The organism is Novosphingobium percolationis (genome assembly GCF_020179425.1).
Classification (GTDB): Bacteria; Pseudomonadota; Alphaproteobacteria; order Sphingomonadales; family Sphingomonadaceae; genus Novosphingobium; species Novosphingobium percolationis.
Genome location: NZ_JAILYM010000006.1, coordinates 52,644 through 75,173 on the forward strand (window position 1 = coordinate 52,644; position 22,530 = coordinate 75,173).

General features: G+C 66.9%; 25 protein-coding genes and 3 tRNA genes. 19 read left to right on the top strand and 9 right to left on the bottom strand.

Annotated elements, in window-relative coordinates:
• Positions 1-29: 29 nt before the first annotated feature.
• Both K3A84_RS15300 and K3A84_RS15305 read right to left on the bottom strand, forming a co-directional pair.
• Positions 30-1,565 (bottom strand): methyl-accepting chemotaxis protein, encoded by a 1,536-nt coding sequence (locus K3A84_RS15300; protein ID WP_225010222.1) that lies wholly within the window; start codon positions 1,563-1,565, stop codon positions 30-32.
• 5 nt (positions 1,566-1,570) lie between these two features.
• Positions 1,571-1,897, bottom strand: coding sequence for a hypothetical protein (locus K3A84_RS15305; protein ID WP_225010223.1), 327 nt, complete (start codon positions 1,895-1,897; stop codon positions 1,571-1,573).
• A gap of 110 nt (positions 1,898-2,007) precedes the next feature.
• On the opposite strand from K3A84_RS15305, the gene thyA reads away from it, so the two are divergent.
• From thyA to K3A84_RS15335, 6 genes are all read left to right on the top strand, one after another.
• Entirely contained in the window at positions 2,008-2,967 is a 960-nt protein-coding gene (gene thyA / locus K3A84_RS15310; RefSeq protein WP_225010224.1) for a thymidylate synthase, read from the top strand.
• A gap of 134 nt (positions 2,968-3,101) precedes the next feature.
• Positions 3,102-4,397: a 3-methyl-2-oxobutanoate dehydrogenase (2-methylpropanoyl-transferring) subunit alpha gene (locus tag K3A84_RS15315; protein ID WP_225010225.1), complete on the top strand. Its 1,296-nt coding sequence runs from the start codon at positions 3,102-3,104 to the stop codon at positions 4,395-4,397.
• 2 nt (positions 4,398-4,399) lie between these two features.
• Positions 4,400-5,452 (top strand): alpha-ketoacid dehydrogenase subunit beta, encoded by a 1,053-nt coding sequence (locus tag K3A84_RS15320; protein WP_225010226.1) that lies wholly within the window; start codon positions 4,400-4,402, stop codon positions 5,450-5,452.
• Between the two features lie 5 nt (positions 5,453-5,457).
• Complete coding sequence (locus K3A84_RS15325) at positions 5,458-6,762, top strand: dihydrolipoamide acetyltransferase family protein (protein WP_225010227.1); 1,305 nt, start codon at positions 5,458-5,460, stop codon at positions 6,760-6,762.
• Positions 6,763-6,850: 88 nt separating this feature from the next.
• A tRNA-Asp gene (locus tag K3A84_RS15330) sits at positions 6,851-6,927 on the top strand.
• 25 nt (positions 6,928-6,952) lie between these two features.
• A tRNA-Asp gene (locus tag K3A84_RS15335) sits at positions 6,953-7,029 on the top strand.
• A gap of 106 nt (positions 7,030-7,135) precedes the next feature.
• On the opposite strand, the gene K3A84_RS15340 is transcribed toward K3A84_RS15335, so the two are convergent.
• The 4 genes from K3A84_RS15340 to K3A84_RS15355 all read right to left on the bottom strand — a co-directional run bounded on the left by K3A84_RS15340 (position 7,136) and on the right by K3A84_RS15355 (position 8,737).
• Positions 7,136-7,363 carry a DUF2842 domain-containing protein gene (locus tag K3A84_RS15340; protein ID WP_225010228.1) on the bottom strand — a complete coding sequence of 76 codons (228 nt, stop codon included), beginning with the start codon at positions 7,361-7,363 and terminating at the stop codon, positions 7,136-7,138.
• Between the two features lie 2 nt (positions 7,364-7,365).
• Positions 7,366-7,944, bottom strand: a complete 579-nt coding sequence (locus K3A84_RS15345; protein WP_225010229.1) for a 5-formyltetrahydrofolate cyclo-ligase — start codon at positions 7,942-7,944, stop codon at positions 7,366-7,368.
• A gap of 220 nt (positions 7,945-8,164) precedes the next feature.
• Entirely contained in the window at positions 8,165-8,509 is a 345-nt protein-coding gene (locus K3A84_RS15350; RefSeq protein ID WP_225010230.1) for a cell division protein ZapA, read from the bottom strand.
• 3 nt (positions 8,510-8,512) lie between these two features.
• The gene (locus K3A84_RS15355) at positions 8,513-8,737 is read right to left on the bottom strand and encodes a hypothetical protein (protein ID WP_225010231.1); all 225 of its coding nucleotides are present in this window, start codon (positions 8,735-8,737) and stop codon (positions 8,513-8,515) included.
• A 134-nt stretch (positions 8,738-8,871) separates the two neighbouring features.
• Between K3A84_RS15355 and K3A84_RS15360 the strand changes: the two genes are divergently transcribed.
• The 6 genes from K3A84_RS15360 to K3A84_RS15385 all read left to right on the top strand — a co-directional run bounded on the left by K3A84_RS15360 (position 8,872) and on the right by K3A84_RS15385 (position 14,835).
• On the top strand, positions 8,872-9,021 hold the full coding sequence (locus K3A84_RS15360; RefSeq protein ID WP_225010232.1) for a hypothetical protein: 150 nt from the start codon (positions 8,872-8,874) through the stop codon (positions 9,019-9,021).
• Positions 9,011-10,981 (top strand): transketolase, encoded by a 1,971-nt coding sequence (gene tkt / locus K3A84_RS15365; RefSeq protein WP_225010233.1) that lies wholly within the window; start codon positions 9,011-9,013, stop codon positions 10,979-10,981. The genes K3A84_RS15360 and tkt overlap by 11 nt, the downstream gene beginning before the upstream one ends.
• 31 nt (positions 10,982-11,012) lie before the next feature.
• Entirely contained in the window at positions 11,013-12,020 is a 1,008-nt protein-coding gene (gene gap, locus K3A84_RS15370) for a type I glyceraldehyde-3-phosphate dehydrogenase (protein WP_225010234.1), read from the top strand.
• Between the two features lie 10 nt (positions 12,021-12,030).
• Positions 12,031-12,492, top strand: coding sequence for an MOSC domain-containing protein (locus tag K3A84_RS15375; protein ID WP_225010235.1), 462 nt, complete (start codon positions 12,031-12,033; stop codon positions 12,490-12,492).
• Positions 12,489-13,682 carry a phosphoglycerate kinase gene (locus K3A84_RS15380; RefSeq protein ID WP_225010236.1) on the top strand — a complete coding sequence of 398 codons (1,194 nt, stop codon included), beginning with the start codon at positions 12,489-12,491 and terminating at the stop codon, positions 13,680-13,682. Before K3A84_RS15375 ends, K3A84_RS15380 begins: the two co-directional genes overlap by 4 nt.
• Positions 13,683-13,926: 244 nt before the next feature.
• On the top strand, positions 13,927-14,835 hold the full coding sequence (locus tag K3A84_RS15385) for a fructose bisphosphate aldolase (RefSeq protein ID WP_225010237.1): 909 nt from the start codon (positions 13,927-13,929) through the stop codon (positions 14,833-14,835).
• 102 nt (positions 14,836-14,937) lie between these two features.
• Here K3A84_RS15385 and K3A84_RS15390 read toward each other — a convergent pair whose 3' ends face one another.
• Positions 14,938-15,237, bottom strand: coding sequence for a hypothetical protein (locus tag K3A84_RS15390; RefSeq protein WP_225010238.1), 300 nt, complete (start codon positions 15,235-15,237; stop codon positions 14,938-14,940).
• 156 nt (positions 15,238-15,393) lie between these two features.
• Here K3A84_RS15390 and thiE point away from each other — a divergent pair, with 156 nt between their 5' ends.
• From thiE to K3A84_RS15410, 4 genes are read left to right on the top strand one after another with little or no spacing between them, the layout of a single operon-like run.
• On the top strand, positions 15,394-16,053 hold the full coding sequence (thiE, locus tag K3A84_RS15395; protein ID WP_225010239.1) for a thiamine phosphate synthase: 660 nt from the start codon (positions 15,394-15,396) through the stop codon (positions 16,051-16,053).
• Positions 16,054-16,095: 42 nt separating this feature from the next.
• Entirely contained in the window at positions 16,096-17,241 is a 1,146-nt protein-coding gene (locus K3A84_RS15400; RefSeq protein WP_225010240.1) for a L,D-transpeptidase family protein, read from the top strand.
• Positions 17,241-17,927 carry a M23 family metallopeptidase gene (locus K3A84_RS15405; protein WP_225010241.1) on the top strand — a complete coding sequence of 229 codons (687 nt, stop codon included), beginning with the start codon at positions 17,241-17,243 and terminating at the stop codon, positions 17,925-17,927. The genes K3A84_RS15400 and K3A84_RS15405 overlap by 1 nt, the downstream gene beginning before the upstream one ends.
• A 40-nt stretch (positions 17,928-17,967) precedes the next feature.
• Positions 17,968-19,920 (top strand): OPT family oligopeptide transporter, encoded by a 1,953-nt coding sequence (locus K3A84_RS15410; protein WP_225010242.1) that lies wholly within the window; start codon positions 17,968-17,970, stop codon positions 19,918-19,920.
• On the opposite strand, the gene K3A84_RS15415 is transcribed toward K3A84_RS15410, so the two are convergent.
• Complete coding sequence (locus K3A84_RS15415) at positions 19,917-20,333, bottom strand: hypothetical protein (protein ID WP_225010243.1); 417 nt, start codon at positions 20,331-20,333, stop codon at positions 19,917-19,919. The genes K3A84_RS15410 and K3A84_RS15415 overlap by 4 nt on opposite strands.
• Before the next feature lie 92 nt (positions 20,334-20,425).
• Between K3A84_RS15415 and efp the strand changes: the two genes are divergently transcribed.
• From efp to K3A84_RS15430, 3 genes are all read left to right on the top strand, one after another.
• Positions 20,426-20,989 carry an elongation factor P gene (efp, locus tag K3A84_RS15420; RefSeq protein ID WP_225010244.1) on the top strand — a complete coding sequence of 188 codons (564 nt, stop codon included), beginning with the start codon at positions 20,426-20,428 and terminating at the stop codon, positions 20,987-20,989.
• Between the two features lie 6 nt (positions 20,990-20,995).
• Complete coding sequence (locus tag K3A84_RS15425) at positions 20,996-21,820, top strand: inositol monophosphatase family protein (protein WP_225010245.1); 825 nt, start codon at positions 20,996-20,998, stop codon at positions 21,818-21,820.
• A 38-nt stretch (positions 21,821-21,858) separates the two neighbouring features.
• Positions 21,859-21,942: transfer RNA gene (locus K3A84_RS15430), tRNA-Leu, on the top strand.
• An 11-nt stretch (positions 21,943-21,953) separates the two neighbouring features.
• Here K3A84_RS15430 and K3A84_RS15435 read toward each other — a convergent pair.
• On the bottom strand, positions 21,954-22,454 hold the full coding sequence (locus K3A84_RS15435; protein ID WP_225010246.1) for a hypothetical protein: 501 nt from the start codon (positions 22,452-22,454) through the stop codon (positions 21,954-21,956).
• Positions 22,455-22,530 lie beyond the last annotated feature (76 nt).

Consider the following 22,530-nt stretch of genomic DNA (forward strand, 5'->3'; position numbering starts at 1 on the left):
GAAAAGTGGCGCGATTCCGCCATTCTTGTTCATGCGGCGCGCAGCATGTCGGCCACTCCGCGCGCTGCGGCGGGCGAATCGACGGTCATGAAGCGCGAGACGAGCCGCGTCAGCACATCGGCTTCGCGCGAAAGATTGTGCGCCGCCGCGTTGCTTTCCTCGACCATGGCCGCATTCTGTTGCGTCACCCGGTCGATCTTGCCGAAGGACAGGCTCACATCGTTGAGATCGCGTGCCTGCACTTGCGCGTCGTTAGCGATCTCGCCGATGGCGCTGTTGATCCGGGTGACCTGCTCGACGATCGTGCGCAGCACAGTGCCCGTCTCGCCCACCAGCGACACGCCCTGGCCGACCTGTTCGGACGAGGCGGTGATCAGCGACTTGATCGTCTGCGCCGCCTCTGCCGAACGCTGGGCAAGCGCGCGCACTTCGGTGGCTACCACGGCGAAGCCCTTGCCGGCATCGCCGGCGCGGGCCGCCTCGACCCCGGCATTCAGCGCCAGAAGGTTGGTCTGGAAGGCGATGCCGTCGATCAGCGAGGTGATCTGCGAAATTTCGGTCGCGGACTGTTCGATGGCGTTCATTGCGGTGATCGCTCGGTCGACCACTTCGCCGCCCGCAACCGCATCGCCTTGCGCGCGCCCGATCGACTGGCTGACCGCGCCTGCGCGCTGGGCCGTGCTTTCGATCTCGCTCGTCAGGCGCTGCGTGGCCGAGCTGTTGGCTTCCAGTTCGCTTGCCTGCTGTTCGGTACGGCGCGCGAGATCGTCGGAGGCGACGCGCACTTCCGATGCGCCTGTGGTGATCTGGCGGGCCGAATTGTCCACCGCGCGCACCAGCTGGTTGAGATCGGCGGTGGCGGCGTTGAGCGTGGCGCGCAGCGATTCGTAGCTGGGCGGGAAGGGTGTATCGATCCGTGCGGCAAGATTGCCTTCGGCCAGCGCCTTGAGCCGGATGCCGAGCGCATCGATCACGCTGGCTTGCTCTGCGGCATGGCGCGCGCGTTCGGCGGCGGCGGCGGCTTCGCTTGTGGCCTGTGCGGCGCGCGCTTCGGCCTGATTGACGACAAGCTGTTCGAGCTGGTGCGCCAGGAACGAGAGTACGGCGGTTTCGACGACCACGACCACGGCGTGAAACGCCACGCGCCCGAAGTTGGATCCGCCCACGAACACCAGATTCGGCGCGATGAAGTTTGTAACGAGGTGGTGCACCGCGGTAACGGCGGCGGCCAGCACGATCGGGCGCCAGTCGGCCAGCACCGCCAGCGTTGCGATCGCCGCGAAGAACACCATGTGCTGGTCAAGGATCCAGTCGGTGCCCTGCCACTGGGCGAGGAACAGCGCGGGGTAGAGCGGGATGGTGAAGCCCAGCACGAGGCGCGCCGAGGCATCGGCGCGGCCCGCGCGGGCGAGGATCGTCGGGCCGATCGAGAGGGCGAGCGCGAGAACGGCGGGCAGCATTCCGCCGCCGGTCAGCCCGCGCAGTGTGGCGAGCGCGGTGCACAGCCAGCAGATCGCGCACAGCGCCCAGACGCCGCGCAGTCGGAGGTTGGCGAGGTCTTCCATCGTATTCAGGTCCTTCGAGGGCGGCTCTTGCCGCAAAGAGACATGGGGACGTGCAGCAGCAGCCAGCCGCTCGCCAGCGCCGCCAAGGCGGTGCTGTTGGACCCTGCGCGCACCAGCAGGTGGGAGCGGGGTCCTGCGGTGCCGACGATCTGGGCATCGTCGAGCCAGCCAAGGCCACCTGTCGATGCGGGTGTGTCGATCGGAATTGCGAGAGCGGTTGCGCCGGCCTGGGGATAGGCGAGCGCCCCGACCAGGACGATGGCCGCCAGCGCCGCCTGAAAGGCGACTAGAAAGCGAAGCCCCTTCGCGGATTGCGGTCGATCTACTGCCATGTTCTGCAAGGTAGGCACGGCCCGATTGCCGCCTTGCGAGTCCCGAATTAGGGATCTTTCCCTATCGCCCTTTGCGCCGGAAGCGCTGGGCGGGTAGCGTCGGCCGCATCATGCCCGGCCCTTCTTCTTCCGATTCCCGCGACCATCCCGCTCACCCCGAGTGGCAGTACCTCGACCTGATGCGTCGCATCTGGGAGCATGGCGACGAGCGCGTCGACCGCACCGGCGTTGGCACACGCGCGGTGTTCGGGGCGCAATTGCGTTACGACCTGTCCGATGGCCGCATGCCGCTGCTGACCACCAAGCGCGTCTACTGGAAGACCGCGACGCGCGAGTTCCTGTGGTTCCTGACCGGCGACACCAACATCCGCGCGTTGTGCGCCCAAGGCGTGGAGATCTGGACCGACTGGCCGCTCGACCACTATCGCCGCGAGACCGGCGATCCGATCGAGCGGGCCGACTTCTCGCGCAGGATCGTGGAGGACGCGGACTTCGCCGCGCGCTGGGGCGATCTGGGGCCGGTCTACGGCAAGCAGTGGGTCGACTGGCCCGTCTACGAACCCGCAGGGGATGGTCTGTTCCGCCAGCGTCCGCAGGGTGTGAACCAGGTGGCGCAGGTGGTCGAAAGCCTGCGCCGTAACCCCGGCAGCCGTCGCCATATCGTCGAAGGCTGGAACGTGGCCGAACTCGACGCGATGGCGCTGCCGCCCTGCCACAAGACCTACCAGTTCCACGTCGCGGGCAATCGCCTCAACGGGCTGCTCTACCAGCGCAGCTGCGACGTAGCGCTGGGGCTGCCGTTCAACCTGTGGGGTGCGGCGCTGTTCATCAGGATGCTCGCGCAGCAATGCGATCTCGAACCCGGCGAACTGGTGTGGATGGGCGGCGACACGCACCTCTACCTCAACCACGCCGATCTGGTGGAGCAGCAACTGGTGCGCGCGCCTTCGGGCGAGCCGCGGCTGGAACTGATTCGGCGCCCTCAATCGATCTTTGACTACGCGATCGGTGACTTCGTCGTACATGGCTATGAACCGCAGAAAGCCTTGGTTGCCCCTGTGGCCGTGTAGTGCGGAACGCTGATTGACTCGGAAAGCGTCGAGAAATAAAATAACACGACGCTAAAATTTTGCGAATGTCGGCGCGAGACTCCTTCTCGTGCGTTCGGTTCGCGGGAGAGTCCAGATATGCGGATTTGCGCAGCATGACCGCGAAGGCAAACGGCAACCTGCCGCCCCTTTCGCTCCACGTGCCCGAGCCGAAGTTCCGGCCCGGCGATGCCGTGGATTATTCGCACATCGCCGTGCCCCTGGCGGGCGCGCAGCCGCGCCCTGACGAGAGTTGCGCGGCGGTAGAGATGCACCCGCTGTGCCTCGATCTTGTCCGCGTGCTGGGCGAGGACGACCGGGCGCATGGGCCATGGGATCCCCGGCTCGATGCCGAGACTCTGCGCCGGATGCTGCGCACGATGGCGCTGACCCGCGCTTTCGACGATCGCATGTATCGCGGCCAGCGGCAGGGCAAGACCAGCTTCTACATGAAGTGCACGGGCGAAGAGGCGACCTCGGTCGCGCCAGCGATGGCGCTTGCCGGGGACGACATGGTGTTCCCCAGCTATCGCCAGCAGGGAATCCTGATCGCGCGCGGCTACCCGATGGTCGAGATGATCAACCAGATCTATTCGAACCGCGCCGACAAGCTGAAGGGCCGCCAGTTGCCGATCATGTATTCGGCGCGGGAAGCGAGCTTCTTCACGATCAGCGGAAACTTGGCCACGCAGTACCCGCAGGCGGTGGGCTGGGCGATGGCGAGCGCTATCAAGGGCGACACCCGCATCGCTGCGACCTGGGTCGGCGAAGGCTCGACCGCCGAGGGCGACTTCCATTCGGCGATGACCTTCGCCACCGTCTACAACGCGCCGGTCATCTTCAACGTCGTCAACAACCAGTGGGCGATCTCGAGCTTTTCGGGCTTCGCCGGGGCCGAGCGCACGACCTTTGCCGCGCGCGCCATCGGCTATGGCATGGCCGGGCTGCGCGTGGACGGCAACGATCCGCTGGCAGTCTTTGCCGCGACACAGTGGGCCGCCAACCGCGCGCGCGCCAATGGCGGGCCGACGCTGATCGAGCACTTCACCTATCGCGCCGAGGGGCATTCGACCTCGGACGATCCGGGCCAGTACCGCTCCGCGCACGAGCGCGAGGAGTGGCCGCTGGGCGATCCGATTAACCGCCTGAAGAAGCACCTGATCGCGATCGGCGAATGGTCCGAAGACCAGCACGAGGCGATGGACCGCGAGCTGATGGAGCAGGTCAAGGCCGCGACCAAGGAAGCAGAAAAGAACGGCGTGCTGGGCCATGGCCTGCACCACCCGTTCCACACCATGTTCGAGGACGTGTTCGAGGAACTGCCCTGGCACCTCAAGGAACAGAGCGAACAGGCGATCCGTGAGCGGCGGATCAAGTGGCCAGAATGGTCTGACTCATGGAAGGAGTCGTGAGCATGATCGAGGAATCCCCGGTCAGTCTCGCTGACGCGCCCACCCGTCGCCTCAACATGATCGAGGCGATCAACGACGCGCTCGACATCATGATGGAGCGCGATTCCAATGTCGTCGTGATGGGCGAGGACGTCGGCTATTTCGGCGGCGTGTTCCGCGCGACGGCGGGCCTGCAGAAGAAGTATGGCAAGACGCGCGTGTTCGATACGCCGATCTCGGAATGCGGCATCATCGGCGTGGCGGTGGGCATGGGCGCCTATGGCCTGCGCCCGGTGCCCGAGATCCAGTTCGCCGACTATATCTATCCGGGGCTCGACCAGCTGGTTTCTGAAGCGGCGCGGCTGCGCTATCGCTCGGCGGGCGAGTTCATCGCGCCGATGACGGTGCGTTCGCCCTTCGGTGGCGGCATCTTCGGCGGGCAGACGCACAGCCAGAGCCCCGAGGCGCTGTTCACGCACGTCGCCGGGCTGAAGACGGTGGTGCCCAGCACCCCGCACGACGCCAAGGGCCTGCTAATCGCCGCGATCGAGGATAACGATCCGGTGATCTTCTTCGAGCCGAAGCGCATCTACAATGGCCCGTTCAACGGCTATTACGACAAGCCGGTCGAGCCGTGGGCAAAGCACCCCGACAGCGTCGTGCCCGAGGGCTATTATTCCATCCCCTTGGGCAAGGCGCGCACCGTGCGCGAGGGGCAGGCGCTCACCGTGCTGGCCTATGGCACGATGGTGCACGTGGCCGCGGCGGTCTGCGCCGAAAAGGGCGTCGATGCCGAAATCATCGACCTGCGCACGCTGGTGCCGCTCGACATCGAGGCGATCGAGGCTTCGGTCGAAAAGACCGGCAAGTGCCTGATCGTCCACGAGGCGACGCGCACGGGTGGCTTCGGCGCCGAACTTTCCGCATTGGTGCAGGAGCGCTGCTTCTACCACCTCGAAGCGCCGATCGAGCGCGTGACGGGCTTCGATACGCCCTATCCGCACAGTCTCGAATGGGCATATTTTCCGGGGCCTGTCCGCATTGGCGAGGCCATCGACCGCTTGATGAAGGCTTGAGCGCCATGGGCAAGTTCACATTCCGCCTGCCGGACATCGGCGAAGGCATCGCCGAGGCCGAGATCGTCGCCTGGCACGTCAAGGTCGGCGATATGGTCGAGGAAGACGGCCGCATCGCCGACATGATGACCGACAAGGCCACGGTCGAGATGGAAAGCCCGGTCACGGGCCGGATCATCTCGGTCGCGGGCGAGGTTGGCGACGTGGTCGCGATCGGATCGCCGCTGGTGGTGATCGAGACCGAAGGGGAAGGGGAGGCGGAGCAAGCCGCGCCCGCGCCAGCACCTAAGGCCGAGGTGATCGAGGAGCGGATCGAGGCGGAGACGCCTGCGGTTGCGGTAGAACCAGCGCCTGCGCCCGCCCCGGTTCCCGTAGCGGCTCCGGCACCCGCTCCCGCCGCCAAGGCTGCGCCCGCGCCGGTGCGGACGGCGGGCGGGACCAAGGTGCTCGCCAGCCCCGCCGTGCGCCAGCGCGCGCAGGATCTGGGCATCGACCTTTCCGAAGTGCGCCCGTCCGAGGAAGGGCGCATCCGTCACGCCGATCTCGACCAGTTCCTCGCCTACAACGCCAGCGGCGGTTATCGCACGGCGGGGGCGAAGCGCGGTGACGAGACGATCAAGGTAATCGGCCTGCGCCGCCGCATCGCCGAGAACATGGCCGCGTCCAAGCGCAACATCCCGCACTTCTCCTATGTCGAGGAATGCGACGTGACCGCGCTCGAAGCCATGCGCGAACAGCTCAATGCCAGCCGGGGCGACAAGCCTCGGCTGACGATGCTGCCGCTGCTGATAGCCGCGTTCTGTCGCCTGTTGCCGCAGTTCCCCATGCTCAACGCGCGTTATGACGACGAGGCGGGCGTGGTGACGCGGTTCGGCGCGGTGCATATGGGGATTGCGGCGCAGACGCCCGCCGGGCTGATGGTGCCGGTGATCCGCAATGCGCAAGCGCTGAACCTGTGGCAGCTCGCGCGCGAGATCGGGCGGCTGGCCGATGCCGCACGCAACGGCACCGCCAAGTCGGAGGAACTGTCGGGTTCGACCCTGACGGTTACATCGCTGGGGCCACTGGGGGGCGTCGCCACCACGCCGGTCATCAACCGCCCCGAAGTCGCGATCATCGGCCCCAATCGGATCATCGAACGCCCGATGTTCGTGCCCGATGGCATGGGCGGCGAACGCATCGAGAAGCGCAAGCTGATGAACATCTCGATAAGCTGCGACCACCGCGTGGTCGATGGCTGGGATGCGGCGAGCTTCGTGCAGGCCGTGAAGAAACTGATCGAAACGCCGGTGCTTTTGCTGGCCGATTGAGGGCTGTGGAAGAGGTGGAAAAATTGTCGCGACACTTTGTTGACAGGCGCGCTGCGCTGGCATAGTGGCGCGGCTCCCAAGCGGAAACGCGGGTGTAGCTCAGTTGGTTAGAGTGCCGGCCTGTCACGCCGGAGGTCGCGGGTTCGAGCCCCGTCACTCGCGCCATTCGCTTTGGGAATTTTAACGGTGAGCGGGTGTAGCTCAGTTGGTTAGAGTGCCGGCCTGTCACGCCGGAGGTCGCGGGTTCGAGCCCCGTCACTCGCGCCATCGTTGAAAAAGAAAAGGCGCCCTTCGGGGCGCCTTTTTCGTTTGGGGCGTTCTGTCCGGCCAGCCTATCCGCCTGCGGGCTGGGCCGCGGCCCAGCGCTACGCCCTCAGGCCGACCATCGGCCCGTTTCCATCCAGATCAGGAAGCGGCGCAGGGGCAGCAGCCACACCACGCCCAGCACGATGTAGACCAGCGTCTGCAACAGCACGTGCAACTGCCCGATCCAGCCCGAAAGCGCGGCCACGCCCAGCGCATAGACCATCAGCCCGGCGAACAGCGCCAGGATGCCCACGGGCTTGCGCCAGGTCGGCTTGGCGGACTTGATGTCGGTCATGTTCAAACGTCCCAGGGTCCATAGAGCCGCGTCGGCGTGACCACGGCGCGTAAAGGATGGTCGTGCGGCTCTGCGGGCAGGCTGTCGACCAGTTGCGCGTCCCACGCAAGGCCGATCGCGGGGACGTGGCTGTGCGCCGCCAGCCAGCGGTCATAGTGGCCGCCACCTTGCCCCAGTCGCTGCCCGCTAGCGGTGAAGCCGACAAGGGGCACGAAAAGCAGGTCGGGCACCACTTCCTCGGCCTCGGCCATGGGTTGCGCCATGCCATAGGCGCCGGGTTCGAGCAGCTCTTCGACGTGCGGCGAGGCCCAGCGGCGGAAGGTCATCGGCGTGTCGCGGGTTTCGAACCACGGCAGCGCCACCGGATGGCCTGCCTCGTGGAAGAAGCGCGCGTAGGACAGCGCAGGCGCTTCCTCGGGCATGGCGACATAGAGGCCGATGGTCGCGCCATCGGGCACCAGATGCAGCAGCGGCGCGGGCGGGCGCAGGAACAGCAGCGCCTTCACGCGCGGATCGAGCGCGGCGACGTGGGCGCGGCGCGCGGCGCGCAACTCCTTGCGAAGGGCGGCCTTGCTCTCCACGCGTTCAGTCTCCGCTCGGGCTGGGGAAGGGTGGGTGACGGGACCACCATGGGTCGTTTGCTCGGAAAATCCACCGACGCCTCGACGTCAGGTGGGAGCCATATGTTCCGTACCTCACTGAGACCAGTGCGATCCGGGCAGGGACAGCCCCCATGGATTTGCTTATAGCCTCAGGGATGTTTCAACGGCTCGTGCCGGGCAGTACCCGTCACCTCCTGATCTAGGACGCTTCGCCCGCATCCTCAAGGTGTGCGGCAAGTTTTTCGACGCGCGCGGCAATGGCGGCGACGCGGACCATGATTTCGGGCGAAGGGCCAGCAGGTTCGGAAATCGCCGGCTCGGGGACAGGAGCGGGCGGCGGTGCGGCCTTGTGCGCCTCGTGCAGCTCGTCGGCCATGACCAGCGCCGCGAACAGCATCATGCGCGGTTCGGACTGGTTCTGTGCGCCGATCTTGCGCGCGCGCTCGTCGATCATGCGGCCGAGCATCTCGATATGGCTTTCCTCGCCATCGGTGGCCGAAACCGCGAAATTGCGGCCGCCGATCGAGAGAGTGACATTGCTCATCGATCAGCCCCGCGGATTGGGAAGGTTGGCGAGCAGCAGGTCGAGCTGGCGCAATTCCTGTGCGACCGTGTCCTTGAGCTTGCGATGGCGGCTGCGCAAATCGCCCAGCTCGGCCTCCGCGGCGCTGCTTTCGGCAGCTTCCTCGGCCTTGCGCGCGGCAGCAGCTTCGAGCCGCGCCAGCGCTTGCTCGATCCGGTCGAGCGCGGTTTCCAGGTCGTCCGTCGCCATGATCGCAGAGCGCTAGCATAGAGACCGCGCGCTGCAAACGCCTGTGTGCGGCCTTTCAACGGATACGTTTGTTGATGAAGTGCATGCACGCACGTACTGTTGAACGAGGCTTGCATTTCCGCGCCCGCATTCGTATGCGCGCCACCGACGCGAGGACCGCCCGACTCGCCCCGCCAGCCTTGACGCTGCGAAGCGGGGTGACCAAAGAGGCCCGGCTCCGAATCATCGGCAAAACGCGCGTCTTTTGCGCGCTGGAAGGGCTGTTTTCAGGTTATGACTCGTGATCCCGCCGCGCTTGGGCCGATGGCCAATGCGATCCGCGCCCTTTCGATGGACGCCGTTCAGGCCGCCAATTCCGGCCACCCAGGCATGCCGATGGGCATGGCCGACGTGGCGACGGTGCTGTGGTCGCAGTTCCTGAAGTTCGATCCCGCCGCGCCCAAGTGGTCCGACCGCGACCGCTTTGTGCTGTCGGCGGGCCACGGCTCGATGCTGATCTATTCGCTGCTGCACCTGTCGGGCTACGCCAGCCCGACGATGCAGGACATCCGCAACTTCCGCCAGATGAACAGCGTCTGCGCGGGGCACCCGGAAAACTTCCTGATCGACGGCGTGGAATGCACCACCGGCCCGCTGGGGCAGGGTATCGCGATGGCGGTGGGCATGGCCATGGCCGAACGCCACCTCAACGCGCAGTTCGGTGACGATCTGGTCGATCACAAGACCTGGGTGATCGCCGGCGACGGCTGCCTGATGGAAGGCGTCAACCACGAAGCCATCGGACTTGCCGGTACGCTGAAGCTTGGCCGTCTCAACGTGTTGTGGGACGACAACAAGATCACCATCGACGGCGACACTTCGCTGTCGACCAGCGAGGACATCCTTGCCCGCTATGCCGCCACCGGCTGGCACACCACGTCGTGCGACGGCCATGACTTTGCCGACATCGCGCGCGCGCTGGCCGAAGCTGCCGCCGATCCGCGCCCGTCGCTGGTCGCCTGCCGCACCGTGATCGGCAAGGGCGCGCCCAACAAGCAGGGCGGCCACAACGTCCACGGCGCGCCGCTGGGTGCCGATGAAATCGCCGCCGCGCGCGAATATCTCGGCTGGAGCGCCGCGCCATTCGAAGTCCCGGCGGACATCCTCGCCAACTGGCGCGAAACTGGCAAGGCGGGCGCTGCAGCCCACGCCGAATGGCAGGCCCGCGCCGCCAAGAGCGACAAGGCTGCCGAACTCGCGCGCCGCATGGCGGGCGAACTTCCGGCCGACACCGGCTTCGATGCCTATATCCAGTCGCTGATCGCCAACCCGCCCAAGGTCGCCACCCGCAAGGCGAGCGAAATGGCGCTGGAAGCCTTCACCGCCGCGATCCCCGAAATGGTCGGCGGTTCGGCCGACCTCACCGGCTCGAACCTGACCAAGACCAAGTCGACCACGCCGTTCTCGGCCGACAGCTATGACGGTCGCTATGTCTACTACGGCATCCGCGAATTCGGCATGGCCGCGGCGATGAACGGCATGGCGCTGCACGGTGGGATCGTGCCCTACGGCGGCACCTTCCTCGTGTTCGCCGACTACTGCCGCAACGCCATTCGCATGTCGGCGCTGCAGCACACCCGCGCGATCTACGTGCTGAGCCACGATTCGATCGGCCTTGGCGAAGACGGCCCGACCCACCAGCCGGTCGAACACGTCATGTCGCTGCGCCTGATCCCCGGCCTCAAGGTGTTCCGCCCCGCCGACGCGATCGAGACTGCCGAAGCCTGGGCGCTGGCGCTGGCCGACAAGCACGCCTCGTCGGTCCTTGCGCTGTCGCGCCAGAACCTGCCGCCGGTGCGTTTCGATGCCGAGATGAAGAGCGCCAAGGGTGCCTATCGCCTCGTCGATGCCACCGCCGCGCGCAAGGTCGTGCTGGTCGCCACGGGTTCGGAAGTCGCGCTGGCCAAGGACGTTGCCGCTGCTCTCGAAGCGCAAGGGCTGGGCGCGGACGTGGTCTCGGCCCCGTGCCTCGAACTGTTCGATGCGCAGGACGACGCCTACCGTGCCGACGTGCTGCCCGCGGGCGTGCTCAAGGTCTCGATCGAGGCGGGCGTCACCATGGGCTGGCACAAGTATGTCGGCGATGGCCTGACCATCGGCATGGACACCTTCGGCGCATCGGCCCCGGCCGACGTGCTGTTCGACCACTTCGGGTTCAGCGTGGACAAGATCGTCCCGCAGATCCTCGCCCGTCTGGGCAACTGATCCACGATTTAACGCAGGGAGTTTTTGCGACATGGCGATCAAGGTTGCGATCAACGGTTTCGGACGTATCGGGCGCAACGTCGCGCGCGCCATTCTCGAACGCCCGGAATGCGGGCTCGAACTGGTTTCGATCAACGACCTGGCCGATGCCAAGGCCAATGCCCTGCTGTTCAAGCGTGACAGCGTCCACGGCGCGTTTTCGGGCGACGTTTCGGTCGATGGCAACGACCTGATCGTCAACGGCAAGCGCATCCAGGTGACCGCTGAGCGCGATCCGGCCAACCTGCCGCACGCCGCCAACGGCGTGGACATCGCGTTCGAATGCACCGGCTTCTTTACCAACCGCGATGGCGGACAGAAGCACCTCGACGCGGGCGCCAAGCGCGTGCTGATCTCGGCGCCTGCCAAGAACGTCGACCTGACGGTCGTGTTCGGCGTGAACCACGACAAGCTGACCGGCGATCACCTGATCGTCTCGAACGCTTCGTGCACCACCAACTGCCTCGCCCCGATGGCCAAGGTGCTGCATGAATCGATCGGTATCGAGCGTGGCCTGATGACCACGATCCACTCGTACACCAACGACCAGAAGATCCTCGACCAGATCCACAGCGATCCGCGTCGTGCGCGCGCCGCCGCGATGAACATGATCCCGACCAGCACCGGCGCCGCCGTGGCCGTGGGTGAAGTTCTGCCCGACCTGAAAGGCAAGCTCGACGGTTCGTCGATCCGCGTGCCGACCCCGAACGTGTCGGTCGTCGACCTGACCTTCACGCCCAAGCGCGACACCACCGTGGAAGAAGTCAACGGCCTGCTCAAGGCCGCTGCCGAAGGCGCGCTGAAGGGCGTGCTGGGCTTCACCGCCGAACCGCTGGTGTCGATCGACTTCAACCACGATTCGCACTCGTCGACGATCGACAGCCTCGAAACGGCTGTCCTCGAAGGCAAGCTGGTGCGCGTGCTGTCGTGGTACGACAACGAATGGGGCTTCTCGAACCGCATGCTCGACACCGCGGGCGCGATGGCGAAGTTCCTCTAAGACACCTGCGATGGGGGCGGGACTCCTTCAGGGCATCGCGCGGCATGATCGGCCGCGCGGTTCCATCGAGACGGTGTCCCGCGTCCGCGTGACCGAAGGCGAGGGCGTCCACGGCGATCTGCGTGGCGCCCTCCGCCCCGGCAAGACCGGCAAGCGGCAGATCACGCTGATGGAAGCGGAGAGCTGGGCCGCCGCGCTGGCTGATCTCAAAATAGACCTGCCCTGGCACGTGCGCCGCGCGAACCTTCTGGTCAGCGGCCTGCGTCTGCCGCGCGAACCCGGCGCGATCATCCGCATCGGTGCCACCTTGCGCATCCGCGTGAACTGCGAATGCGACCCGTGCAGCCGCATGGACGAAATAGCCCCCGGCCTGAAGGCCGCGCTGCTGCCCGACTGGCGCGGCGGCGTGTGCGGCAAGGTCATCAGCGATGGCGACATCGCCATCGGCGACGAAGTGAGGATCGAGACATGAGCTTCAAGACGCTGGACGATATCGGTGACGTTTCGGGTAAGGCCGTGCTGGTCCGCGAGGATCTCAACGTACCGATGGCCGATGGCAAGGTGACCGACGACACCCGCCTGCGCGCGACCGTGGCGACGCTGACCGAACTGGCCGACAAGGGCGCCAAGGTGCTGGTGCTGGCTCACTTCGGCCGCCCCAAGGGTGAACGCAGCGAGGCGAACTCGCTGGCGCAGATCGTGCCGTCGCTGTCGGACGTGCTGGGGCGCCCGGTCGCGTTCATCGACGATTGCGCCGGCGAAGCTGCCGAAGCCGCGGTCGCGGCGCTGCCTGCGGGCGCGATCGCGGTGCTGGAGAACACGCGCTTCCACAAGGGCGAGGAAAAGAACGATCCTGCGCTGGTTGCCGCCATCGCGAAGCTCGGCGCGGCCTATGTCAACGACGCGTTCTCGGCCGCGCACCGCGCGCACGCGTCGACCGAGGGGCTGGCCAGGGTGCTTCCCGCCTATGCCGGCCGCGCGATGGAGGCCGAACTGACGGCGCTGGAAAAGGCGCTGGGCCAGCCGGAACGTCCCGTCGCAGCCGTTGTTGGCGGCGCCAAGGTCTCGACCAAGCTCGACGTGCTCAAGCATCTGGTCAGCAAGGTCGATCACCTGATCATCGGTGGCGGCATGGCCAACACGTTCCTTGCCGCGCGCGGGGTCGATGTGGGCAAGTCACTGTGCGAGCATGACCTGACCGGCACCGCCGAGGAAATCCTCGACAACGCCGACAAGGCGGGCTGCACCGTTCACCTGCCCTACGACGTGGTGGTGTCGAAGGAATTCGCCGCCAACCCCGCCAGCTTGCGCACCTGCAACGTGCATGAAGTGGCCGCTGACGAGATGATCCTCGACGTGGGGCCGCAGGCGGTCGAAGCGCTGGGCGACGTGCTCAAGACCTGCAAGACGCTGGTGTGGAACGGCCCGATGGGTGCGTTCGAGATCGAACCGTTCGACGCCGCGACGGTGGCGCTGGCCCGCACGGCTGCGGCGCTGACCAAGGAAGGCTCGCTGATTTCGGTGGCCGGTGGTGGCGATACCGTCGCCGCGCTGAACCACGCGGGCGCGGCCGGTGATTTCTCGTACATCTCGACCGCCGGGGGCGCGTTCCTCGAATGGATGGAAGGCAAGGAACTGCCGGGCGTCGCCGCGCTCGGCTGACGGGGCGGGCAATGCCGCGCCCACCCCGCTGCGACTAACGCCTGCTATGCAGGCGCAAGTCTCGCTCCCCTCCCGCAGGCGGGAGGGGTTGGGGGTGGGCCAGCCCTTGTCCAAAAAATTGTCCTATCCGACAGGCGCGATGTTGCACTGCAACTCGCGCCTGTTTATGGAGCGCTCGCGCATAGGTATGCGCCCAAGATTCCCGGACTTCGGTCCGCCCACCCTCCATTGCACGGAAACCGCCATGAACTACGCCGAAATGACCGAGAAGATGGCCGCGGGTAACGGTTTCATCGCCGCGCTCGACCAGAGCGGCGGTTCGACCCCGAAGGCGCTCGCGGGCTACGGCGTGGAAGCCGATGCGTGGGGCACCGAAGAGGAAATGTTCGGCCTGATCCACGACATGCGCAGCCGCATCATCAAGTCGCCCGCGTTCAGCGGTGACAAGGTCATCGGCGCGATCCTGTTCGAACGCACCATGGATGGCACCGTCGATGGCAAGCCGACGCCTGCCGCGCTGATCGAGAAGGGTGTCGTCCCCTTCATCAAGATCGACAAGGGCCTGGAAGACGAAGCCAACGGCGTCCAGCTGATGAAGCCGATGCCGACGCTGGATGCGCTGCTCGAACGTTCGAAGGCGCTGGGCGTCTATGGCACCAAGGAACGCTCGGTGATCAATTCGGCCAATGCCGAAGGCATCGCCGCCGTGGTCAAGCAGCAGTTCGAAGTCGGTCAGCAGGTTCTTTCGCACGGCATGATGCCGATCATCGAGCCGGAAGTGAACATCAAGAGCGAGACGCGCGCCGAGTGCGACACGATCCTGCTCGCCGAGATCCTCAAGAACCTCGACACGCTGCCCGAAGGCCAGAAGGTCATGCTCAAGCTGTCGCTGCCGGTCGTGGCGGGCACCTTCGATCCGCTGGTTTCGCACCCCAAGGTGCTGCGCGTGGTCGCGCTGTCGGGCGGCTTCAAGCGTCCCGAAGCCTGCGTCGAACTGGCCAAGAATGCCGGGATCATTGCCAGCTTCAGCCGCGCGCTGCTGGAAGACCTGCGCTTCCAGATGACCGACGCCGAATTCGACGCCTCGCTCGGCGCTGCGATCGACGAAATCTACACGGGCTCGACGGTCAAGACTGCTCCGGTCGCGGCCTGACGCGGCGGGCGCTCCGCGCGCCCGCACCCGTTGCGTGAGGATGATGAAAAGGCGCGCCTCTCGCCCCGGCCAACCGGGGGAGGGGCGTCTTTCGTTTCGGGGCTACTGCGCGTCGAAGCGGATGTGGAAGCGGTAGTCGCCGGGCTTGATCGGCGTGTCGGTGCGTGTCGGCGGCTCGACGGAATCGAGCATGATCGCGCCGCCCCGCACCAGTGCGGGTTCGCCCAGTACCAGCTTGCGCTGCTGTGCCCGTCCTTCCTGCGTCACGGTCGCCGCGAGCACGACCCGGCCCGCCCAGACGCAGCGCGCGTTCATCGGGCAGCGGCTGTCTTCCACCACTTCGTCGGCGCGAACGCTGACCGGCCCCGCGCGTAGTTTCGCCAAGGCGGGCAAAACCATCATCGCGCACTACGGCGGGGATGGTGGCGCAGGCCGCCAGGGGAACGAAGGCGAGGGCTGCGAGAAGCGTTTTCATGCGGGCTATAATCGGGGAGGCCGCTGAACGGTTCCGGAACGCCCGATTGCACTGGACCGACGGCGAGAGTAGGGCGCGGGGCCATGGCGCATCCTTCCTGCTCGATCTACCTGATCTCTCCGCTCGATGTCTCCGGCGATTTTCCCGACCGGCTGGTCCGCGCGCTCGACGCCTCGGACCCGGCGGCGCCGGTCGCGGCGTTCCAGTTCCGCGTGAAGGACATGGACGAGCACCAGGCCGCTCGCCTCGCCGAACCGCTCCAGCGCATCTGCGCCGAGCGCGAGGTCGCCTTCATCGTCAACGATTCCATCGCGCTGGCCAAGCGGCTGGGGGCGGACGGGGTGCATCTGGGGCAAGGTGACGGCACGGTGGCGGATGCGCGCCAGCGGCTGGGCCGCGATGCGCAGATCGGCGTGACCTGCCACGACAGCCGCCACCTTGCCATGGAAGCGGGCGAAGCGGGGGCCGACTACGTGGCGTTCGGCGCGTTCTTCCCGAGCAGCACCAAGGAAACCAAGCACCGGCCCGAACCCGACCTGCTGGCGTGGTGGTCGATGCTGTTCGAGATTCCCTGCGTCGCCATCGGCGGGATCACGGCGGAAAACTGCGGGCCTCTAGTGCAGGCGGGGGCGGATTTCCTGGCGGTCAGCCAGGCCGTGTGGGGTGCCGACGAAGCCGAGGGCGTGCGCAAGCTGGCGCAGGCGATCACCGCCGCCGCGCGGGAGATCCCCGGAACCGATTGACCGTTTTGGTGTTTTTCCGGGCAAAGAGAACCGGGAGCACCCATGCATCGCCTGTTGTTGACCACTTGTCTCGCCCTGACCTTGGCGGGATGCAATTCGAACGGTTCCGGGCAGGCGATCGACGGGAACGAAAGCGCGGCGGCGAGCGATCCCGCCGCGTCGCCGACCCCCGACATCACGGCGGACGCCATGGCCTCGCACGATCCCGGGCCGGGGCAGGCGCCCGATCCCGCACAGGCCGACGACCAGCCTCGCCCGGTGATGAAGGCACAAGTGATCCTTGACCGGCAGGGCTTTTCGCCCGGCGTGGTCGACGGGAAAATGGGGCTTTCCACCGTCAATGCGCTGAAGGGCTTCCAGGAGGCCAACAACCTGACCCCGACGGGCGAGCTGGACGAGCCGACGATGACGGTGCTGTCGCGCTGGGCGCAGATCGCGGCGACGCGGCTGGTGACGATTCCCGCAGATTTTGCCGCAGGGCCTTTTGCACCGCTACCCAAGGATCCGGTCGAGCAGGCCAAGCTGCCGGGCATGGGCTATGCATCGCTGGACGAAAAGCTGGCCGAGCGTTTCCACACCACGGTCGCCACCTTGCACGCGCTGAACGGTGGGGCGCCGGCGGGACAGAACGCGGCGGCGCCGGTTCCGGCATTTTCGGCCGGGCAGCGCATTCGCGTGCCCAATGTCGGTGCGGACACGATCAATGCCGCCGGGATCAAGGATGTGGGCTGGGTACGGACGCTGGTCATGCTCGGCGTGGGCAGCGACCAACCGTCGCTGGAACGCATCGTGGTGAGCCGCAGCCGGGGCACGCTGACGGGGTACGATACCGCGGGCAAGGTTCTGGCGCGGTTCACGGTGACCACGGGATCGAGCCACGATCCGTTGCCGCTGGGCAAGTGGAAGATCTATGGCATCGATCACAACCCGAAGTTCCACTACAACCCGGCGTTGTTCTGGGACGTATCGGACAAGAAGCCCAAGGTGCTGTTGCCGCCCGGCCCCAATGGCCCGGTTGGCGTGGTGTGGATCGACCTGTCGAAGGAGCACTACGGCATCCACGGCACGCCCGAGCCTGAAACGATCGGGCGCACGCAAAGCCATGGCTGCGTCCGCCTGACCAACTGGGATGCCGCGCGGCTGGCGCAGATGGTCTCCACCTCCACGCGCGTCGAGTTTGTGCCCTGATGCCCGCCGCAGCCGATATCGGGCAATGGCGCGACCGCCCCACCGCTTCGTTCTGGCCCAAGGCGCGGCTGGTGATCGTCACGGCCACGGTCACGTCTGCCGCGTGGGTGGTGGCAGGCGCGCTGTGGCTCAATGCGCGCATCCCGCGTCCGGCGCGGCCGGCGCTTCCGGTCGCTGTGGTCGCGCCGGACAAGCTGGCGTTCTCCGAACCTGCGGCGCAGGCAGGAACGGACGCTTCCTGGCAGCGCGTTCCCGTGCAGGTCATGCCGGTAAAGGGCATCAGCAGCGCTGCACTCGTCGATACCTATACCCAGAGCAGGGCGGGTGGAGCGCGGGTTCACGATGCGATCGACATCATGGCGCCTGCCGGAACGCCGGTACTCGCGGCGCTGCCGGGGCGGGTGGAAAAGCTGTTTCTGTCACGCGATGGCGGCAATACGATCTATGTTCGCGCGCCCGATGGCGCGACCATGGCCTATTACGCGCACCTTGCCGCCTATGCGCCGGGCCTTGCCGAAGGGCAGGTGGTGAAGCCGGGACAGGTTCTGGGCGCGGTGGGCGCAACGGGCAATGCAGACCCGGCCGCGCCGCATCTCCATTTCGCGCTGATGCGCACCACGCCGCAAGCGCGCTGGTACGAAGGCGCGCCGTTCAATCCCTATCCGTTGCTGCGCCGCCTTCCCTGAGGGGCCTTCGCGTGCCACACCGGCTGCAAAGGAGATTGCCATGGCAGGCGAAGCGAGCGTGCGCGAACTGACGATCCGGGGCGTGTTGCTGGGCGCGGTGCTGACGGTGATCTTCACCGCGGCCAACGTCTATCTGGGGCTGCGCATCGGCATCACCTTTGCGACCTCGATCCCGGCGGCTGTCATCTCGATGGCGGTGCTGCGATTGCTGCCGGGGGCGACGATCCAGGAAAACAACATCGTCCAGACCATCGCCAGCTCGGCGGGCACCCTTTCCGCAATCGTGTTCGTGCTGCCGGGCCTCGTGATGGTCGGCTGGTGGAGCGGCTTTCCCTACTGGCAGTCGGTCGCGGTGATCGCCATCGGCGGCGCATTGGGGGTGATGTATTCGGTGCCGCTGCGCCGCGCACTCGTGACCGGGTCGGACCTGCCCTACCCCGAAGGTGTCGCCGCCGCCGAAGTGCTGAAAGTGGGCGCGGGCGTGGGCGGCGCGGAGGAGAACCGCAAGGGGTTGGCCGCGGTAGGGCGGGGCGCGCTGCTGGGCGTTGCCTATCCGCTGCTCGCCAAGATGAAGCTGGTGGCCGAGGAAGCCGCCACGACCTTCCGCGTGGGCGCGGGCGGCACGTCGTTCGCAGGCGGGCTGTCGCTGGCGCTGGTCGCGGTGGGGCACCTCGTTGGCCTTGCCGTGGGCATCGCCATGCTGGTGGGCATCGTCATCAGCTTCGGCGTGCTGCTGCCGATCTATACCGCGCACGGCGCGCCGTCTGGCGTGGACCTTGCCGACCTCGTTTCGACCGTGTTCCGCCAGAAGATCCGCTTCATCGGTGCAGGCACCATCGGCGTGGCCGCGATCTGGACGCTGCTGCGCGTGATCGGGCCGATCGTGCGCGGCATCGCGGGCGCCATCGCCGCCAACCGCGCGCGCGCCGGACAGGGCATGGCCGGGCTGGAGCTGACCGAGCGCGACCTGCCGATCGGCGTGGTCGGCGGCACGATCCTCGCGCTGATGGTGCCGATCGCGCTGCTGCTGGCGGATTTCGCAGCGGGGGGCCCTGTGGGCCATATGCTGGGCGTGGGGATCGGCGCAGCGGTGCTCTACGTGCTCGTCGCAGGCATCGTCATCGCCTCGGTCTGTGGCTACATGGCGGGGCTGATCGGGGCGTCGAACAGCCCGATCTCGGGCGTGGGGATTCTGGCCGCGCTGGGCATCTCGCTGCTGCTGCTGGCGCTGTTCGGGCAGGGCGGGTCTCCGTCGGACACGCGCGCGCTGGTGGCCTTCGCGCTGTTCGTCACGGCCATCGTGTTCGGCGTAGCGACGATTTCGAACGACAACCTGCAGGATCTCAAGACCGGGCAACTCGTAGGCGCGACGCCGTGGCGGCAGCAGGTGGCGCTGCTGCTGGGCGTGGTGTTCGGCGCGCTGGTGATCCCGCCGATCCTCGACTTGCTGAACGTGACCTTTGGCTTCGAAGGCGCGCCGGGGGCAGGGGCGGGGGCGCTTTCGGCTCCGCAGGCGGCGCTGATCTCGGCCATCGCGCAAGGCGTGCTGGGCGGCAATCTCGATTGGGGGCTGGTCGGCCTTGGCGCTGGCATCGGCGTGGTGGCGGTGCTGGCGGACGAGGGTTTGCGCGTGACGAAGCGGGGCAGCCTGCCGCCATTGGCGGTGGGCATGGGCATGTACCTGCCGATGCAGGTGACGGCGCTGGTGGTCGCGGGGGCCGTGCTCGGGCACCTCTACAACCGCTGGGCGGCGCGACAGGCGGACCCGGAACTGGCCGAGCGCATGGGCGTGCTGGCGGCGACCGGCCTGATCGTGGGTGATGGCCTGTTCAACATTGCCTATGCCGCGCTGGTGGCGGCGACCAACAATGCCGACGTGCTGGCAGTGATGGGCGAGAACGCCGTCGCGGTGCCGCTGGGGCTGGCCGTGTTCGCGGCGATCGTGGCCTTCGCCTATGCCATGATGCGCCGCGACAGCGCGTTCACGGCCTAGTTCTTCGGCGCGGCTTCGGGCATGTCGACATATACCGACGGCGTGCCCGACTTCACGCAGCGCTGCGGCAGGGGCGCACCATCGGGCCCGAGCGGATGGACGGTGGCCGTGCTGTCGAGCCCGTAGCGGCGACCCTCGAAGGGGCCGGAGGTCATCGCCAGCTGGCCGCCCAGCAGCAGATAGCTGCCCCGGCCGCCGCCCCGTACGCGGTAGCTCGAATCCTGAACGACCCAGAAATCGTCGGCTTCCCGCCGCACTGGCGCGCGCGTGGCGTCGCCCGGCTGTTCGCATACCCAGCGCCCGACGATGAGCGTATGAAGCTGCCCGCCGGGTGCGGCCTGCGCCGACAGCGGGGTGAGGCCAAGTGCCACGGCGACAGCGAGACGGGCGAAAATCCGGCGCGGTTTCATCACGAATGCGCGCTAGCACGATGCGCGCGCTTGAAGCAATCGGCGCTTGGCGCTAAGGGCCGCGCTTCCCCATCTTTGGCAGGGTTCTTTCCATCATGAAGATCAGCGGCGTGGACATCCGTCCCGGCAACATCCTGGAATACGAAAAGGGCATCTGGAAGGTCGCCAAGACCCAGCATACCCAGCCCGGCAAGGGTGGCGCCTTCATGCAGGTCGAGATGAAGAACCTCATCGACGGCCGCAAGACCAACGTCCGCTTTCGCAGCGCCGACACGGTCGAGCGCGTGCGGCTCGACACTAAGGACTTCCAGTTCCTCTACGCCGAAGGCGATGACCTGGTGTTCATGGACGTGGAAACCTACGACCAGATCACCCTGCCCAAGGATCTCCTCGGCGGCGCCGATGCGTTCCTGCAGGATGGCATGACCGCCGTGCTCGAAATGTACGACGAACGCCCGATCTCGGTGCAGCTGCCCGAACAGGTCGAAGCCACCATCGTCGAAGCCGACGCCGTGGTAAAGGGCCAGACCGCGTCTTCAAGCTACAAGCCCGCGATCCTCGACAACGGCGTGCGCGTGATGGTTCCGCCGCACATCGGCAGCGGCACCCGCATCATCGTGGACGTTTACGAGCGTACCTACGTCGGCAAGGTGGGCTGACCGGCCATGGCAGCGATCTCGGGCCTGATGCGCGTGATGGAGAAGGCTGCCCGCAAGGCCGGGCAGCGTCTGCGTCGCGATTTCGGCGAAGTCGAACATCTCCAGGTCAGCCGCAAGGGGCCGGCCGACTTCGTGTCGAAGGCGGACCAGGCGGCCGAGCGCACGCTGTGGGACGAACTGCGCGCTGCGCGGCCCGAATGGGGCTTCCTGATGGAAGAGGGCGGCGAAATTCCGGGCGAACCGGGCAAGCCGCGCTTCATCATCGACCCGCTCGATGGCACCAGCAACTTCCTCCATGGCATCCCGCATTTCGCGATCTCGATCGCGGTGCAGGAGCCCAAGCTCGATGGTTCGGGCTGGGGCGAAGTGACCGCCGGGATCGTCTACCAGCCGGTCACCGACGAAAGCTTCTGGGCCGAAAAGACCCGCGGCGCGTGGTTGCAGGACCGCCGCCTGCGCGTTTCGGCGCGTCGCCATCTCGATGAATCGCTGATCGCCACGGGCATCCCCTTCGCGGGGCGTGGCGACATGGGCGAATGGATGAAGATCTACGCCGAGCTCGCCCCGCGCGTGGCCGGCATCCGCCGCTTCGGCGCGGCCTCGCTCGACCTCGCGTGGGTCGCGGCGGGCCGGTACGACGGGTTCTGGGAATCGGCGTTGCAGCCCTGGGACAGCGCGGCGGGCTGCCTGCTCGTGCGCGAGGCCGGTGGTTTCGTCTCCGACTTCAAGGGCCGCTCGCTGCCGATCTGCGACGAGACGGTCCTGGCCGGGAACGACGCGCTGCATTCGCGCCTGCACAAGCTGCTGGCCGGTGCGCTGAAGGCCGGTTGAATCAACAGGCGGGGGCGGCTAAGCCGCTCCCGTCGAGTGCCCCTGTGGTGGAATGGTAGACGCGACCGACTCAAAATCGGTTGGAGAGATCCGTGCCAGTTCGAGTCTGGCCAGGGGCACCACCTTACTGCGCTCAATCGTCGCCGCTGGAGCCCGAACGCAGGGCCGATGCGTTGCGCAGCCGCTGCAATTCCAGCGCGGTGGGTCGATAGGGCCCCTGCGCTTCGCGGCGCTTCTTTTCGGCGGCCAGGTCCTTGAGCGCGGTTTCCTGCTGTTGCGGCGTCATGCGGGCGCTCTCGCGCGGGTCCAGTTCGATCTGGATTGCATCGGGCGGCGGCACGGAAAGCGTGGCGGAGCCGGGCATCTCGCTGGAATCGAAGCCATCCTCGCCCACGAATTCGGATTCGTCGCCGCTGTCGGCAGGCGGCGGGGGCGAGGGAGACTTGCGCTTGTCGGTCAGGGTGACTGTGGGTTGCGGAGCGGGGGCCTTTTCCACCGCCGCTGCGCCGGGGGCGTCTTGCGCGCTTTCACCGCTGGCGAACATCGCCACGCTGAGCGAGATCAGCAGCGTCACCGCCGCGAAATGCCGGTAGAGCTTGGGATCTATCCCGAGAATGGGGGCGGGCGCGGCCATGTGCGAAACGTCATGAAACGAAAGCGTTAACGAGCCGTTTGCCACACGCTGCGGCTTTGACCGATCCGGATGCATT

Excerpts from the sequence above, each read along its gene's own strand:
- K3A84_RS15300 (WP_225010222.1), bottom strand. The coding sequence starts at position 1,565 with ATGGAAGACCTCGCCAACCTCCGACTGCGCGGCGTCTGGGCGCTGTGC.
- K3A84_RS15305 (WP_225010223.1), bottom strand. The coding sequence starts at position 1,897 with ATGGCAGTAGATCGACCGCAATCCGCGAAGGGGCTTCGCTTTCTAGTC.
- thyA (WP_225010224.1), top strand. The coding sequence starts at position 2,008 with ATGCCCGGCCCTTCTTCTTCCGATTCCCGCGACCATCCCGCTCACCCC.
- K3A84_RS15315 (WP_225010225.1), top strand. The coding sequence starts at position 3,102 with ATGACCGCGAAGGCAAACGGCAACCTGCCGCCCCTTTCGCTCCACGTG.
- K3A84_RS15320 (WP_225010226.1), top strand. The coding sequence starts at position 4,400 with ATGATCGAGGAATCCCCGGTCAGTCTCGCTGACGCGCCCACCCGTCGC.
- K3A84_RS15325 (WP_225010227.1), top strand. The coding sequence starts at position 5,458 with ATGGGCAAGTTCACATTCCGCCTGCCGGACATCGGCGAAGGCATCGCC.
- K3A84_RS15340 (WP_225010228.1), bottom strand. The coding sequence starts at position 7,363 with ATGACCGACATCAAGTCCGCCAAGCCGACCTGGCGCAAGCCCGTGGGC.
- K3A84_RS15350 (WP_225010230.1), bottom strand. The coding sequence starts at position 8,509 with ATGAGCAATGTCACTCTCTCGATCGGCGGCCGCAATTTCGCGGTTTCG.
- K3A84_RS15355 (WP_225010231.1), bottom strand. The coding sequence starts at position 8,737 with ATGGCGACGGACGACCTGGAAACCGCGCTCGACCGGATCGAGCAAGCG.
- K3A84_RS15360 (WP_225010232.1), top strand. The coding sequence starts at position 8,872 with ATGCGCGCCACCGACGCGAGGACCGCCCGACTCGCCCCGCCAGCCTTG.
- tkt (WP_225010233.1), top strand. The coding sequence starts at position 9,011 with ATGACTCGTGATCCCGCCGCGCTTGGGCCGATGGCCAATGCGATCCGC.
- gap (WP_225010234.1), top strand. The coding sequence starts at position 11,013 with ATGGCGATCAAGGTTGCGATCAACGGTTTCGGACGTATCGGGCGCAAC.
- K3A84_RS15375 (WP_225010235.1), top strand. The coding sequence starts at position 12,031 with ATGGGGGCGGGACTCCTTCAGGGCATCGCGCGGCATGATCGGCCGCGC.
- K3A84_RS15380 (WP_225010236.1), top strand. The coding sequence starts at position 12,489 with ATGAGCTTCAAGACGCTGGACGATATCGGTGACGTTTCGGGTAAGGCC.
- K3A84_RS15385 (WP_225010237.1), top strand. The coding sequence starts at position 13,927 with ATGAACTACGCCGAAATGACCGAGAAGATGGCCGCGGGTAACGGTTTC.
- K3A84_RS15390 (WP_225010238.1), bottom strand. The coding sequence starts at position 15,237 with ATGATGGTTTTGCCCGCCTTGGCGAAACTACGCGCGGGGCCGGTCAGC.
- thiE (WP_225010239.1), top strand. The coding sequence starts at position 15,394 with ATGGCGCATCCTTCCTGCTCGATCTACCTGATCTCTCCGCTCGATGTC.
- K3A84_RS15400 (WP_225010240.1), top strand. The coding sequence starts at position 16,096 with ATGCATCGCCTGTTGTTGACCACTTGTCTCGCCCTGACCTTGGCGGGA.
- K3A84_RS15405 (WP_225010241.1), top strand. The coding sequence starts at position 17,241 with ATGCCCGCCGCAGCCGATATCGGGCAATGGCGCGACCGCCCCACCGCT.
- K3A84_RS15410 (WP_225010242.1), top strand. The coding sequence starts at position 17,968 with ATGGCAGGCGAAGCGAGCGTGCGCGAACTGACGATCCGGGGCGTGTTG.
- efp (WP_225010244.1), top strand. The coding sequence starts at position 20,426 with ATGAAGATCAGCGGCGTGGACATCCGTCCCGGCAACATCCTGGAATAC.
- K3A84_RS15425 (WP_225010245.1), top strand. The coding sequence starts at position 20,996 with ATGGCAGCGATCTCGGGCCTGATGCGCGTGATGGAGAAGGCTGCCCGC.
- K3A84_RS15435 (WP_225010246.1), bottom strand. The coding sequence starts at position 22,454 with ATGGCCGCGCCCGCCCCCATTCTCGGGATAGATCCCAAGCTCTACCGG.